This is a genomic window from Candidatus Nanopelagicus abundans (assembly GCF_002288305.1).
Classification (GTDB): Bacteria; Actinomycetota; Actinomycetes; order Nanopelagicales; family Nanopelagicaceae; genus Nanopelagicus; species Nanopelagicus abundans.
On sequence record NZ_CP016779.1, the window covers coordinates 417,004 to 431,092 of the forward strand.

16 protein-coding genes and 1 pseudogene are annotated in these 14,089 nt (G+C 40.8%); 11 read left to right on the top strand and 6 right to left on the bottom strand.

The features are described from left to right. The first annotated feature begins 166 nt into the window (after positions 1–166). Positions 167–2,257: a DNA gyrase/topoisomerase IV subunit B gene (locus B1sIIB91_RS02210; RefSeq protein WP_095688669.1), complete on the top strand. Its 2,091-nt coding sequence runs from the start codon at positions 167–169 to the stop codon at positions 2,255–2,257. On the opposite strand, the gene B1sIIB91_RS02215 is transcribed toward B1sIIB91_RS02210, so the two are convergent. Continuing rightward, positions 2,254–3,852 (bottom strand): ABC-F family ATP-binding cassette domain-containing protein, encoded by a 1,599-nt coding sequence (locus B1sIIB91_RS02215; RefSeq protein ID WP_095688007.1) that lies wholly within the window; start codon positions 3,850–3,852, stop codon positions 2,254–2,256. The genes B1sIIB91_RS02210 and B1sIIB91_RS02215 overlap by 4 nt on opposite strands. A 12-nt stretch (positions 3,853–3,864) precedes the next feature. Then, a pseudogene (locus tag B1sIIB91_RS02220) lies at positions 3,865–5,358 on the bottom strand (DNA gyrase/topoisomerase IV subunit A); the annotation flags it as partial. An 86-nt stretch (positions 5,359–5,444) separates the two neighbouring features. Between B1sIIB91_RS02220 and B1sIIB91_RS02225 the strand changes: the two are divergent. Then, entirely contained in the window at positions 5,445–6,551 is a 1,107-nt protein-coding gene (locus tag B1sIIB91_RS02225) for an alkaline phosphatase family protein (RefSeq protein ID WP_095688009.1), read from the top strand. Here the strand turns inward: B1sIIB91_RS02225 and sepH are convergent. Continuing rightward, positions 6,548–7,351 (bottom strand): septation protein SepH, encoded by an 804-nt coding sequence (gene sepH / locus B1sIIB91_RS02230; protein WP_095688010.1) that lies wholly within the window; start codon positions 7,349–7,351, stop codon positions 6,548–6,550. The genes B1sIIB91_RS02225 and sepH overlap by 4 nt on opposite strands. An 82-nt stretch (positions 7,352–7,433) precedes the next feature. Between sepH and B1sIIB91_RS02235 the strand changes: the two genes are divergently transcribed. The 6 genes from B1sIIB91_RS02235 to B1sIIB91_RS02260 all read left to right on the top strand — a co-directional run bounded on the left by B1sIIB91_RS02235 (position 7,434) and on the right by B1sIIB91_RS02260 (position 10,664). Then, entirely contained in the window at positions 7,434–8,192 is a 759-nt protein-coding gene (locus B1sIIB91_RS02235) for an inositol monophosphatase family protein (protein WP_095688011.1), read from the top strand. A gap of 79 nt (positions 8,193–8,271) precedes the next feature. Continuing rightward, positions 8,272–8,811 (top strand): 50S ribosomal protein L19, encoded by a 540-nt coding sequence (gene rplS / locus B1sIIB91_RS06140; RefSeq protein WP_095688012.1) that lies wholly within the window; start codon positions 8,272–8,274, stop codon positions 8,809–8,811. Between the two features lie 2 nt (positions 8,812–8,813). Further along, positions 8,814–9,053, top strand: coding sequence for an RNA-binding protein (locus B1sIIB91_RS02245; protein ID WP_095688013.1), 240 nt, complete (start codon positions 8,814–8,816; stop codon positions 9,051–9,053). Between the two features lies 1 nt (position 9,054). Continuing rightward, positions 9,055–9,555, top strand: a complete 501-nt coding sequence (rimM, locus tag B1sIIB91_RS02250; RefSeq protein ID WP_095688014.1) for a ribosome maturation factor RimM — start codon at positions 9,055–9,057, stop codon at positions 9,553–9,555. Continuing rightward, complete coding sequence (gene trmD, locus B1sIIB91_RS02255) at positions 9,545–10,243, top strand: tRNA (guanosine(37)-N1)-methyltransferase TrmD (RefSeq protein ID WP_420021870.1); 699 nt, start codon at positions 9,545–9,547, stop codon at positions 10,241–10,243. The genes rimM and trmD overlap by 11 nt, the downstream gene beginning before the upstream one ends. A 124-nt stretch (positions 10,244–10,367) precedes the next feature. Then, positions 10,368–10,664: a DUF4193 domain-containing protein gene (locus tag B1sIIB91_RS02260; RefSeq protein ID WP_018227410.1), complete on the top strand. Its 297-nt coding sequence runs from the start codon at positions 10,368–10,370 to the stop codon at positions 10,662–10,664. Here B1sIIB91_RS02260 and B1sIIB91_RS02265 read toward each other — a convergent pair. After that, positions 10,661–11,110, bottom strand: a complete 450-nt coding sequence (locus tag B1sIIB91_RS02265; protein WP_095688016.1) for a DUF3093 domain-containing protein — start codon at positions 11,108–11,110, stop codon at positions 10,661–10,663. The genes B1sIIB91_RS02260 and B1sIIB91_RS02265 overlap by 4 nt on opposite strands. 23 nt (positions 11,111–11,133) lie before the next feature. Here B1sIIB91_RS02265 and B1sIIB91_RS02270 point away from each other — a divergent pair, with 23 nt between their 5' ends. Genes B1sIIB91_RS02270 through B1sIIB91_RS02280 form a run of 3 tightly spaced genes read left to right on the top strand, consistent with a single transcriptional unit; the run spans position 11,134 to position 12,769 of the window. Then, complete coding sequence (locus B1sIIB91_RS02270; RefSeq protein WP_095688017.1) at positions 11,134–11,718, top strand: PaaI family thioesterase; 585 nt, start codon at positions 11,134–11,136, stop codon at positions 11,716–11,718. After that, positions 11,715–12,149 carry a dUTP diphosphatase gene (gene dut / locus B1sIIB91_RS02275; RefSeq protein WP_018227413.1) on the top strand — a complete coding sequence of 145 codons (435 nt, stop codon included), beginning with the start codon at positions 11,715–11,717 and terminating at the stop codon, positions 12,147–12,149. The genes B1sIIB91_RS02270 and dut overlap by 4 nt, the downstream gene beginning before the upstream one ends. Then, the gene (locus tag B1sIIB91_RS02280; protein WP_095688018.1) at positions 12,146–12,769 is read left to right on the top strand and encodes a DUF3159 domain-containing protein; all 624 of its coding nucleotides are present in this window, start codon (positions 12,146–12,148) and stop codon (positions 12,767–12,769) included. The genes dut and B1sIIB91_RS02280 overlap by 4 nt, the downstream gene beginning before the upstream one ends. Here the strand turns inward: B1sIIB91_RS02280 and B1sIIB91_RS02285 are convergent. Continuing rightward, positions 12,766–13,419 carry a potassium channel family protein gene (locus B1sIIB91_RS02285; protein ID WP_095688019.1) on the bottom strand — a complete coding sequence of 218 codons (654 nt, stop codon included), beginning with the start codon at positions 13,417–13,419 and terminating at the stop codon, positions 12,766–12,768. The two genes, B1sIIB91_RS02280 and B1sIIB91_RS02285, sit on opposite strands and share 4 nt — an antisense overlap. Continuing rightward, complete coding sequence (locus tag B1sIIB91_RS02290) at positions 13,419–14,081, bottom strand: potassium channel family protein (RefSeq protein ID WP_095688020.1); 663 nt, start codon at positions 14,079–14,081, stop codon at positions 13,419–13,421. Before B1sIIB91_RS02290 ends, B1sIIB91_RS02285 begins: the two co-directional genes overlap by 1 nt. Between the last annotated feature and the right edge of the window lie 8 nt (positions 14,082–14,089).

A 14,089-nucleotide genomic window follows, 5' to 3' on the forward strand; every position in this document is an offset into this window, starting at 1 on the left:
ACTTTATTCCCCGCTTGATATTTGGTTTCAATTAAGTAAATTTTTGCGCTTAAATGCTGTGAATATGTGTAAATAATCTCATTTTGATATCGATTAGCAATAAATATGGGTCAATCGCGGCGAGGGTTAACTATATGTGGTATCACCGCCGATAACCTTTGCACCCGTGGCGACTAAGAGTGTGAAACCTGAAGATGGCACCTCTGCGGCAATTATTAGCAGCTACACCGCCAAAGATTTATCTGTCCTTGAAGGATTAGATGCTGTTAGAAAACGCCCCGGTATGTATATCGGTACTACGGATTCACGTGGCCTTATGCATTGCCTTTGGGAAATAATTGATAACGCAGTTGATGAAGCTTTAGCAGGTCATTGCAAAACAATTGAAATTAATTTAGAAGCAGATGGTTCAGTTGAAGTCCACGATGATGGTCGTGGTATTCCAGTAGATAAAGAACCAAAGACTGGACTTACTGGTGTTGAAGTTGTTATGACAAAACTTCATGCCGGTGGAAAGTTTGGTGGTGGCTCCTACGCTGCCTCTGGCGGATTACATGGAGTTGGTGCATCAGTTGTTAACGCACTTGCCTCTCGCCTTGATGTTGAAGTTGATCGAGATAGCAAAATTTATTGGATGTCATTTAAACGCGGCCATGCTGGTATTTTTGAAGGAGATGGACCGAATGCTAGTTTTAGTGAAAAATCAGGACTTAGAGTTATTGGAAAAGTATCGGCCAAAGTAACTGGCACAAGAATTAAGTGGTGGTTTGATAAGCAGATCTTCTTAAAAGAGGCAGAGTTAGAAATTCAAGATATTTATGCAAGAGCTAGGCAAACCTCTTACTTAGTACCTGGAATTACCTTGGTGGTTAATGATCGGCGAACTAAAACAAAAACTACTGAAACTTTTTTCCATAAAGGTGGTATCTCAGAGTTTTGTACATTCCTGCGACCTGATGACCCGGTCGGTGAGGTAATTAGAATTTCTGGGCAAGGAGCTTATAGTGAAAATGTTCCAGTATTAGATGAGAAGGGTCATATGACCCCAACAGAAGTTGAGCGCGAGATGGGCGTTGATATTGCAATGCAGTGGGGTAATGGTTATGAAGCAACTATTCCCTCTTTTGTAAATATTATTTCTACCCCAAAAGGTGGCACACATGTTGCAGGTTTTGAAAAATCAATTACTAAAGCAGTAAATGATGCACTGCGGGCTACAAAAACTTTAAAAAATAATGAAGCTGATGTAATTAAAGATGATGTTCAAGAGGGCTTAACCGCTGTCGTAACTGTGCGTATGTCTGAGCCGCAATTTGAGGGACAGACTAAAGAAGTATTAGGAACAGCTGCTGCTGCCAAAATTGTTGGACAGGTAGTAGCTGATGAAATGAAAGCGTTTTTTAATACGACTAAGAGAATTGATAAAGCAACTGGGCGTTTGATATTAGAGAAGATTGCAAATGCCTCAAGAACTAGAATTTCAGCAAGGGCGCATAAGGATCTACAACGGCGAAAGAATGCGCTAGAGAGTTCATCTCTGCCAACAAAATTATCTGATTGCAGATCTGATGAGGCAGCTAGGACTGAATTATTTATCGTTGAGGGAGATTCCGCTCTTGGCACAACTAAGGCCGCTAGAAACTCTGAGTTTCAAGCAATCTTGCCAATTAGAGGAAAGATTTTAAATGTACAAAAAGCATCACTATCGCAGATGCTTGAAAACAATGAGTGTGCATCAATTATTCAAGTCATTGGTGCTGGTAGTGGAAAGTCCTTTGATATTAATGACGCTAGATATGGCCGAGTTATTTTGATGTCAGATGCTGATGTTGATGGTGCCCATATTCGTTGCTTACTCCTTACTTTATTTAACTCATATATGAGACCACTTGTTGAAGCGGGCAGAGTATTTGCAGCTATTCCACCACTTCACCGAATTGATGTTATTGGTGGCAAGAAAGGGGAGGTTCACTACACCTACTCAGATGATGAGATGAAGAAAGTTATCGCAGGATTAAAGAAAGATGGCAAGAGATGGAAGGAACCAATTCAGCGTTATAAAGGATTAGGTGAGATGGATGCGGATCAATTACGTGAGACCACAATGGATCCAGAACATCGAACTCTTCGAAGAATTACTATGAAGGATGTTACAAAGGCTGAGGCAATGTTTGAATTATTAATGGGTAATGAAGTGGCGCCCCGTAAGGACTTTATTTCATCAGCTGATATTGATCGAGAGCGGATTGACGCTTAATCAATACTGATTAGATCAAAATAATCTTCTTTCCATAAATCTTCATCACCATCTGGCAACAAAATCACTCGCTCTGGTTTTAATGCAGCTACTGCGCCTTCATCATGAGATACCAAAATTACTGCGCCTTGATATTCACTTAACGCCGCCAAAATCTCATCACGAGATGCTGGATCTAAGTTATTTGTTGGCTCATCCAATAGAAGCACATTTGCAGCGCTTACTACCAGAGTGGCAAGTGCTAACCTGGTTCGCTCCCCACCGCTTAAAACCTTAACTAGTTTATGTACATCATCACCGACAAACAAAAAAGATCCAAGCACATTACGAGCTTCAGGTTCTCTAATATCTGCAGTAGCTGACATCATGTTTTCCAGGACTGATCTTTCAAAATCAAGTGATTCATGCTCCTGGGCGTAGTAACCGATTTTTAAACCATGACCACCAACTACTTCACCAGTATCTGATTCAAGCTCGCCAGCTAAAATTCGAAGTAGCGTTGTTTTACCGGCGCCATTTAATCCTAAAATTACTACTCTGGAACCTTTATCAATAATTACGCCAACATCAGTAAAGATTTCAAGTGAGCCATAAGATTTTGATAAGTCATGAGCAGAGATTGGCGTCTTCCCACATGGTGATGGAGTTGGAAAGCGAAGCTTTGCCACCTTATCTTTAACTCGCACATCATCTAAGCTACTGCGCAGTTTTTCAGCGCGACGAAGCATTCCTTGCGCTGCAGTTGCTTTAGATGCTTTAGCTCGCATCTTCTCACCCTGTTTCTGCAAGATTTCAGCTTTCTTCTCAGCATTTGCGCGCTCTCGCTTACGGCGATGCTCATCCTGCTCACGTTGTAGTAAGTATTGCTTCCAGCCCATGTTATAGACATCAATTACATTTCTATTTCCATCGATATAAAAAACCTTATTAACTACTGTTTCAATCAGGTTTACATCGTGGGAGATAATTACTAAACCACCTGCATATTTAAATAAGTACTCCCGCAGCCAAATAATAGAATCAGCATCTAAATGGTTAGTTGGTTCATCTAGAAGCAAAGTTTCTGCCCCAGAAAATAAAATCCTGGCAAGCTCAATTCTTCTGCGTTGTCCACCAGATAGGGCGTTTAGTTCTTGATCAAAAAGATTATTTGGAACACCTAAGGATGAGGCAATTGCTTCTGCTTCAGCAGATGCTGCATAGCCACCCGCTGCTGAAAAATCATGTTCAACTCTGGTGTAGCGCTCCATTGCTTTTTCAAGTTCCGCACCTTGCGAGGTTGCCATTTCTTCTTCAACTGCGCGCATACGTTTAGCAATCTGATCTAATTCACGAACTGAAAGAATTCGATCGATCACAGTTCCTTGATCTTCACCAGTTCTTGGATCCTGCGGCAAGTAACCAATTTTTCCACTTCGGTTTACAACACCACCAGCAGGCATAACTTCACCCGCTAAAACCTTTGCCAGAGTTGATTTACCAGCGCCATTTCTACCAACAAATCCAATTCGATCACCACGGTTAATTCTTACCGTTACATCTTTGACCAGAAGTCTTGCGGCAGCGCGAAGTTCTAGGGCGTTAGTTGATATCAAAGTTGCTTAGGCAACAAGGCGGGTGCGGCGAGGAGAGGCATACTTTTTCTCAATTTCAGATAGCTCCTCAGACACTTTAGCTTTGATGCTCTCCTCAGTTTTTAGGATTGCAGTTAAGGAGGAGATTGTAGCCTTTAATTCTTTGGCTTCAGATTCAAGTTCAATTTTGCTCATCTTGGTCAATCTACGCAGTGGCATATCTAAAATATAGGTAACTTGTTCATCACTTAACTTAAATGTTTTGATCAGGCCTGCCTTAGCAATGGTGGCATCCTCACTTGCTCTAATTATTTTAATTACCTTATCAATATCAACAATTGCCTTCAGTAAGCCATCAACCAGATTTAATCTAGATTGTGCTTTAGCCTTTCTAAAAGCTGAGCGGCGCTTTACTACCTCAATGCGATGATCAATAAATACCTGCAAAAGATCCTTAAGACCAAGGGTCAGCGGTTTACCATCAACTAAGGCAACTGCATTTATTGAGAATGCATCCTCCATTGGAGTTAAGCGATAGAGATTTTCTAATACTTCAGCTGGCTCATAACCATTTTTAATTTCAACGACAACTTTTGTGCCAGATTGGCCATCGGATAAATCAACGATATCTGAGATTCCCTGCACTTTCTTAGCCTTAACGAGATCAGCAATTTTTTCAACAATTTTCTCAGGACCTATATTATATGGAAGTTCAGTAATAATGATTCCCTGCTTACGAGATGAAATCTTCTCAAACACAGTTGTTGCTCGCACCTTAAATGAGCCGCGGCCATTGGCATAAGCATCAGATATTCCCTCAGTTGCAACTAGGTAACCACCAGTTGGAAAATCAGGACCTGGAACTAACTTCATCAATTGTTTTAATGTTGCTTTGGGATTTTCCATTAACAATTTAGCCGCAGCAATAACTTCACCTAGATTATGGGGCGCCATATTTGTGGCCATACCAACTGCAATACCAGTTGCACCATTTACCAAAAGGTTAGGAAAGGCGGCAGGTAGTACTTGTGGCTCAAGTATCTGACCGTCATAGTTTGAACCAAAATTAACCGTATCTTCATCTGATTCATCAACCATCATCATTGCCGATAGTGCAAGGCGTGATTCGGTGTAACGCATAGCAGCTGGGCCTGAATCTAATGAACCAAAATTTCCATGACCATCAATTAATGGCAACCGCATTGAAAAGGATTGCGCCATTCGAACCATTGCATCATAAATTGCGCCATCACCATGGGGGTGAAGCTTTCCCATTACATCTCCAACAACTCTTGCACATTTCACATGACCCTTATCAGGACGAAGTCCCATCTCATTCATCTGATGCAAAATACGGCGTTGTACTGGCTTTAAACCATCACGAGCATCTGGAAGAGCTCGAGAATAAATTACTGAGTATGCATACTCTAAAAATGATTCTGACATCTCAGAGGCAACATCGATATCAATTATTCGGCCAGGATTTTCCCCTGCTTTAGGTGCAACTACTTTAGGTGTTTTGGCCATGCGCCTATCTTGCCAATATTTCCTCACTTTCTTGTCAGCGACAAGCCCATTACTTACTAATTTCTTAAGATAGGTATCCTTGCGCTATGAATAGTGGGAAAATTAATCAACAATTTGGTTTATCCCACCTTACTAACTCGATATTTTCCGCATTAAATGTTGCCGATACAACTGATTATTTAGCACTTAAGCAAGCAAATATGCGAGAGTGCTTGATACTAATTGATGGCATGGGTCAAGATGCAGTAAATAAATATGGTGATCAATTCCCAATCTTTGAAGAGTTAAAGAATGTGAGAACAATTTATACAAATTTTCCATCAACTACCGCAACAAGTCTTTCAACTTTAGGAACTGGGGTACTTCCTGGTGTTCACGGCATGCTTGGTTACACAGTCAGAGTTCCTAGAAGTGATAATCGATTATTAAACGCCCTTAAATGGGATGAGCGAGTAGATCCAGTAATGTGGCAAAAAGTTCCTACTTTATTTGAACGCGCGGTTTTAGCAGGTGTATCTGTTACACATGTGGCAGCTAAAAGGTATGAAGGAAGTGGTTTTACACAAGCAGCACTACGTGGTGCTAAATATGTTGGAGCAAATGGTATTGATGAAATGGTTACAGCAGTTAGCAATGCATTAGTGCCACAACCATCATTTGTTTATACATATTTAAATACCTTAGATTCAGCCGGACACAGTGATGGAGTTGGCTCTGATAAATGGCTAACTGCACTTGCTCAAATAAGTGAATTTATAACAAAAGTTAAAGAATCTGTGCCTACTGGAACTCGCATTTGGATTACATCAGATCATGGAATGGTAAATAGCACCAAGCAGATTATTTTAGGTCAGGATAATGATTTATTAGAGAATGTCTTATTAATTGGTGGTGAGCCAAGAGCAAGGCATATTTATATTAATGAAGGTGCTCAGGAAGAAACCGTTGCCAAGTGGCGAGAATTTTTAGGTGATAGTACGAAAGTTTTTAGTAAATCAGAGGCAATTGCTGATGGATTATTTGGCCCAGTTGTAAGTGAAGATGCATCTGATCGAATGGGAGATTTAATTGCCATTGCAAATGATGATTTAATTATTATTGATCCAGCTAGAGTAAAAGAGGAGAGTTCAATGGTGGGCCACCATGGTGGTATTACTGATATCGAAGTGGAAATCCCGCTCTTACTTACTTAGTCTTCATCTTTTTTACCAAACATAATGTCATCCCATGATGGAATTTTAATTCTTCTAGTCACACCATCACGCTTTGCTTCATCATCAACCTCATTAACTTCATCAACTGAAGCTAATTTAGTTGGTGCATATGGTGTTACATCCTCTTTAATTGAAACTAATCTTGGGGCATCAGTTTGTGGAATATTTCCATACGTTTGAACTGGTGGCTTAACCTTTGCCTCGCCACCAATCCATCTAGCGCCATCATCATGTGCTGATAGTGCACGTCGACCTAAATTAAATAACCAAACTGCTTCACCTTTGGTATCACTTGGTGAATCATCGCGAAGTGGATAATAAAGTGTTAAGTTCCAATTTCCATCAGGTTGGCGAAATGTGTTCCACTCAACTGAATTCATATCAACACCTCTAGGAGTTAGTTGATTAGCAACAGCTGTTTCAAGGTATGGTGCATGAGGTTCACGGCGTATTTGAGTGGCGAGAGCTTGAGAAATAATAAAAGCTCGTTCCTGCAAGATTGGACCTGCGTAATTTTCAATCTTCTCAATCGACCAATCAGTGGTGCGAGAGATGGCATCGATACTCTCACCAGATCTTAATCTTGCCTGCACCTCTTTAACTGATGTGGTAATTACTTCTTCAATATTTGAAACTGCAGAAAGTCTTGGTTGGCTTATATTTGCTCGCAAAGTATCGCTAATTCTTAAGTTAAATTGATTTCCATCTAAATCTACTAATTCCAACTCACTGCCATCGGCGGAACGCCCGATTAAGCGTAGATCAGTTGGTTCACTCATGAGAGTAGATTGCCACAAGTAATCAGCGGGTTAAATCTGCCACACACGAAACTGGCTTTACTTTTCATGCTTAGATAACCCGGTGAGCACAGAATTGTTGAAGTTAGCACATACGGTGGCAAAGTTGGCCGGTTCTCATTTAATGAACCGTCCTAGCAGCTTTACCTTTACTGAGAAAAGCTCGGCAGTTGATTTTGCCACTCAAATGGATCAGCAAGCTGAGGAGTTAATTGTTAGAGAAATTCTCAACTCTCGCCCAGATGATGGAATCATCGCCGAAGAGGGAGCAGCAAGGGCAAGTAAATCTGGAATAACTTGGGTAATTGATCCATTAGATGGCACAGTGAATTATCTATATGGCCTACCAGGTTGGAATGTTTCAATTGCAGCAAAAGACAAAGACGGCGTATTAGTTGGTGTGGTTTACGCACCCAGCATTAATGGATTATGGAGTGCGGTTAGAGGCGGTGATGCAACTTATAACGGAGAAAAAATTAAATGTAATGATCCAGTTACATTAGATAAAGCATTACTTTCTACCGGCTTTGCATATGATTTAGATCTAAGAAGTACACAAGGACAAGTGATATCAAATCTCTTGCCACGAATTCGTGATTTGCGAAGAAACGGGGCAGCAGCAGTTGATCTTTGTTATGTAGCAATGGGATCCCTTGATGGATTTTTTGAAGCATCATTAAATGAATGGGATCATGCAGCTGGTGGTTTGATTGCAACACAGGCCGGCGCTGTAATCTCAGGCCGGGCAGGTGGGCCGGCAAATAAGGATCTAGTTGTATGCGCAGGTCCAGCCCTGCACGCACAACTTTTACCTCTAATTTGATCTAATCACCCCTAGCGTGGCAAGATACGGGTTCATTCAAAATAATTGATTGACATAAATTTAGCGATTAGGACAAATAATGAACGTGTTAGATGCTGTTGATGCCGCCTCACTTCGCACAGACATCCCATCTTTTCGTTCCGGCGATGAGCTGAAGGTTCACGTTCGAGTTATTGAAGGAAGCAAAAGTCGTATTCAGATTTTCCAAGGTGTAGTCATCGCACGTTCTGGTGCTGGAATTCGTGAGTCATTTACTATTCGTAAGATTTCATACGGTGTTGGTGTTGAGCGAACATTCCCAGTTCACACTCCAGTTATTGAAAGAATTGAAATTGTTCGGCATGGTTCAGCACGTAGAGCAAAGCTTTACTACCTACGTAAATTAACTGGTAAAGCAACCAAGATTAAAGAGCGTCGTGGCGCTGATGGTGAAATTATTGTTGAGCCAGCATATGTACCACCAGTAGTTTCGAAAAAGGTTGCAGTTCCTGAAGTTGGCGAAGCTGTTGCCAGTGCTCAAGTTGTGGCTGCAGTAGTTGAAGCAGCTCCTGAGGTTGTAGAGCAAGCACCTGCTGCGAAGGCTGATGAGGTGCCAACTGATGCACCTGCAAAAGAGTAATAATGATTGATGAAGCATTAGAGCATTTAGTAAAAGGAATTGTTGATAATCCTGCTGAGGTTGTAATTACTGAAAAAAGTTCTCGCGGCGGAACAACTCTTGAAGTTCGTGTTCACCCAGAAGATATTGGCAAAGTAATTGGCCGCAATGGTCGCACTGCAAAAGCACTTCGCACTGTAGTCAGCGCAATCGCTGGTCGCTCAGTTCGAGTTGATCTAATTGAGGCAGACGAGGTTCGTTAATTTGCAACTTGTCGTAGGTCGTATTGGCCGCGCACATGGAGTTTTAGGTGAAGCCACAATCGAGGTTAGAACCGATGATGCAGATCAAAGATTTTCAATCGGAAATAAATTAACTCTCGATAACGGTAAAGAACTAGAGATCAAATCATCTCGTTGGCATAATCAAGTTTTACTTCTTTCATTCATCGGAATTAATGATCGTAATCAAATAGAAGAATTACGTGATCAATTAATGTCGGCTGATGTTGATATTAATCAGCTAGCACCAGGGGAGTATCACTACCAACAACTAATTGGGTGTGAAGTATTTTTAGAAAAAGGTGATTTAGTAGGAGTAGTTACTGAGATTGTTAAACTACCTGGGCAAGATCTTTTATCAATTGAGCGTAATGGCAAAGAGGTATTAGTTCCCATGGTGGCTGCGATAATTATTTCAATAGATGTGGAAAAGAAAAAGATTGTGATTAATCCACCGGAGGGGCTATTAGATGTTGCGCTTTGATCTAATTTCAATCTTTCCAGAGTATTTACAACCTCTTAAATTATCCCTATTGGGTAAGGCAGCTGATAAAGGCTTACTGTCAATTAATATTCATGATCTTAGGGATCAGACAACTGATGTTCACCACAGCGTAGATGACACTCCATATGGTGGTGGGGCTGGCATGGTGATGCTTGCTGATCCATGGGCAGATGCTATTGATGCTATTGCTGATGATAAATCTGAGGTTGATTTAATTATTCTTACACCAGCAGGTAAAAAATTTGATCAAAAGATGGCCACTCTTTTTTCATCGAAAAAACAATTAATCTTTGCTTGCGGTAGGTATGAAGGAATCGATGCAAGAGTCGGTGAGTACTATCGTGCTAAATCAAATTTTAAAGTTCATGAGGTTTCAATTGGTGATTATGTTTTAGGTGGTGGTGAGGTTGCGGCAATGGTAATTATTGAAGCAACTGCTCGATTACTACCTGGTGTGTTAGGAAATCCTGACTCATTAAAAGAGGAATCACATTCAATCTCTGGTAATAATGATGAACAATTAGTTGAATATCCAAACTACACAAAGCCTGCAATTTGGCGGGGATTAGAAGTTCCACCAGTTTTGTTATCTGGAAACCATGGTGAGATCGCAAAATGGCGAAAAGCTGAGGCTGAGCGTCGTACTCGTCAGTTAAATCAGGAATAATTCCGACACGCCTACTGTTAATTAGGTACAACTATCACTTTTAGGGGATTATCCGCCCAGTTGGAGTAATTAATACTCTAGTAAAGAAGATAGAAAGATTTACTTATTTAGAAGGAGGTGACTGATGGCAACTGATTACGACACCCCCAGAAAAACCGATGAAGAGTTACATGAAGAATCACTTGAAGAGTTAAAAGCACAACGAGCTGATGCTCAATCTGGCCAAGTTGATATTGATGAAGCAGAGGCTGCTGAAAATCTAGAACTTCCTGGCGCTGATTTATCTGGTGAAGAGCTATCGGTAAAGGTTGTTCCTAAGCAAGAGGATGAATTTACTTGTAGTCGTTGCTTTTTAGTTAAACATGTTAATCAACGAGTTCGCGGTGAGGGTCCTAAAGCAGTATGTCGAGATTGCGATTAATTAAGACAAGCAGCTAACGCTTTCCCTTTACGGCTAGAGATTAACCAATATGGAGTTGGATCTGATTTATCCATAATTTCAACCTTAACACCGGTGGATACCCAAAACCTAGTTGCATTAAAACAGGCTGGATCTGCCTGCACACCACGTAACTTAAGGTAAGCATTTTTATCAAGAGCTGTAGCTTTTTTAATATATTTACTTTCAATTTTAGCGTTTCCAACATAAAGCCAATTATTAATTACCACTATATCTAATCGTGTTTTTTGGCTGCTATAGATAATAGCGAAAGTAGCGAGTAGGCAAATAATTACCGCAGTCATAGTATTAAATGGTGCCCAGATAGTCAGGTAAAGTGAGGCGATCATCATGGCGATAAATAGCCAAAGCCAGATCGGCCAATTAATTCGCTCAGCGAACTCAGATTTAGAATTAGATCTTGCCATGAGATAAAGGATACGCTCTGCCAATGACCAGAATTGCCAGTACCGTTGCCCCACCTGATGCAGTTATGCCAGAGCGACATCTAAAGGCGCCGGCTGCTAAATCACAAATTCCATCTCACTTCGGTCACTGCTTTGGTTGTGGTGAGTTGCATATAACAGGTCTGCACTTCACAGCTATTGCTGGTGAAAATTTAGATTTGACTGGAAATTTTACGGTAACTGTAAATCATCAAGGTGCTCCTGGTCTTGCTCATGGCGGATTATTATCGCTAGCTTTTGATGAAGCATTAGGAAAATTGATGTGGTTAATTAGAACTCCTGCAGTGACCGGCAGATTAGAAACCGATTTCTTATTACCTGTGCCAATGGGTCGAACACTTTATATTGATGCCAGAATTACTGGACAAGCAGGTCGAAAGATCTATACTCAAGCAGAAGGAAGGTTAGATTCACCTACCGGTGAAATAGCCGTAAAAGCAGCAGCGTTATTTATTTCAGTACCAATGGAGCACTTTATTAAAAATCTTACTGAGCAATATAAAGATCATCTAACGCAGCATCCAGAGTTAATGGCATTTGTTGACCCAGATTTTGACATAAACCCATGACTAAAATCTTAATTAAGCGCTTAGATCCAACTGTGCCACTGCCTTCATATGCAAAGGCGGGCGATGCTGGAGCAGATTTGGCCACTCGAATTGATTTCACAATTAATCCAGGGGAGCGGATGTTAGTTCCAACTGGCATAAGCATTGCTCTACCAAATGGCTATGTTGCCTTAGTACACCCAAGATCTGGACTTGCAATTAAGCATGGAATTTCTATGGTTAATACGCCAGGCACCGTTGATGCTGGATACCGCGGTGAATTACAGGTTATTTTAATTAATCATGATTTAACACAACCTGTCTCATTTAAAAAGGGTGATCGAATTGCGCAATTAGTTATTCAAAAAGTTGAGCGAGCAGATTTTGTTGAAGTTAGTGATTTACCTGGCTCAGATAGATCAAGTGGCGGGTTTGGATCAACTGGTTCATGAGTTATCAGGGAAATAATGAGGATAAAGATAAGGTTGTTTCAGCACTCGGTGGCAAGCGCGGATTAATTGATTCAGGATTACCTGCCTTATTTTTTCTAATAGTTTTTAACGTATCTGGCAGAAATACAAATGCTGCAATTTGGGCAGCAGTCACGCTTTCAATTATTTTAACAATTCTTAGATTAGTAAAGCGGGAGACAATCCAGCACGCATTTTCAGGCTTGGTAGGAGTTGGGATCTGCGCTCTATTTTCAAAGCGAAGTGGTAATGCTGCTGACTTTTATTTACCTGGTTTATATATAAATGCTGGCTATGGACTTTTATATGCGCTAACAAATTTAGCAAAATGGCCAATCTTAGGTTTAATGCTCGGGCCAATTCTGGGTGAGAATTTAATGTGGCGAAAAGATCCAGCTCGACTTAAAGCATATATAAATGCTGGTTGGCTTTGGGTGGCAATGTTTACCGCCAGATTACTTATTCAATACCCACTTTATAAGAGTGGAAATATAAACGCCCTTGGAAGTGCTCGAATAATTATGGGCTATCCATTATTTCTTGCAACCGCCTGGGGTACATGGCAGATTTTAAGAAAGACACCGACTACTAAAGTAGTTTAAATAAAGCAGGACTTTAATTTTTCTTCAGCAACTGAAGATGCTACAAATAACAGCTCATCACCGGCTGTGAAAACATCATGATCTTTTGGTGTGATTACATGAGTATCGCGAACGATCGCAGCAAGTGCGGCATTTTCAGGTAGTTCAACTTCACCAACAGTTTTGCCACAACAAGATGCGGTATCTGGCAAAGTAATTTCAACCAAGTTTGCTTCACCCTTTCGGAATGAAAATAACCTAACAACATCACCAATACTGACCGCTTCTTCAACTAAAGCAGAGATTATTCGAGGTGTTGATACTGAAACATCTATTCCCCAAGAAGAATCAAACATCCACTCATTTTTTGGGTGATTTACCCGAGCGACAACTCTTGGAACGCCATACTCAGTTTTTCCAAGCAGTGAAGCGACTAAATTAACCTTGTCATCACCAGTTGCAGCTACTAATACCTGACAGCCATCTAATTTGGCTTGATCTAGTGCAGCAATTTCACAGGCATCTGCAAGTAACCATTCTGCATTTGGAACAGAGTCTAGTTTTAAGGCTTTTGGGTCTTTATCGATTAGTAAAACTTGATGACCGTTTCCTAATAACTCACGAGCAATAGCTCTACCAACATTTCCAGCACCTGCAATTGCAATTCTCATTAATTCACCTCTATAGCTGCTGCTAAAGTTTTTTCCACTGATGAGATCTTTTTTTCTTCAATCAATAAATGAACTAGATCTCCTTCTTGCAAAACAGTGTGCTCATCAGGCAATAAAGCTTCACCTAATCTTGTTATAAAGGCGACTCTGGCTGAGGTGTTTTTTTCAATTAGTGAAAATGCTTCGCCATACCAACTTTTATGAAGGCTAACTTCAACTAATAAAACTTTTCCAGTTGCATCGCGCCACTCTGATTTAGTTCCGTCTGGAGTTAGTCGGCGCATAATTTGATCAGTTGTCCAAAGCACAGTCGCAACAGTTGGAATACCAAGGCGCTGATAAATTTCAGCTCTACCTGGATCATAAATACGAGCAACTACATTTTTAACACCAAAATTTTCTCTAGCAACTCTTGCAGCTAATATATTTGAGTTATCACCATTTGAAACAGCGGCAAATGCATCAGCTTTTTCGATGCCAGCTTCCAGCAGAGTGTCTCGATCAAAGCCAACTCCTGCAATAGTGCGACCATTAAAGTCAGCGCCTAATCTGCGGAATGCTTCTCGGTTTTGATCAATTACCGCAACGGTGTGACCAGATTTTTCAAGATCTACGGCTAGGGTGGATCCAACGCGCCCACAACCCATAATTACTACATGCACAAAGCACA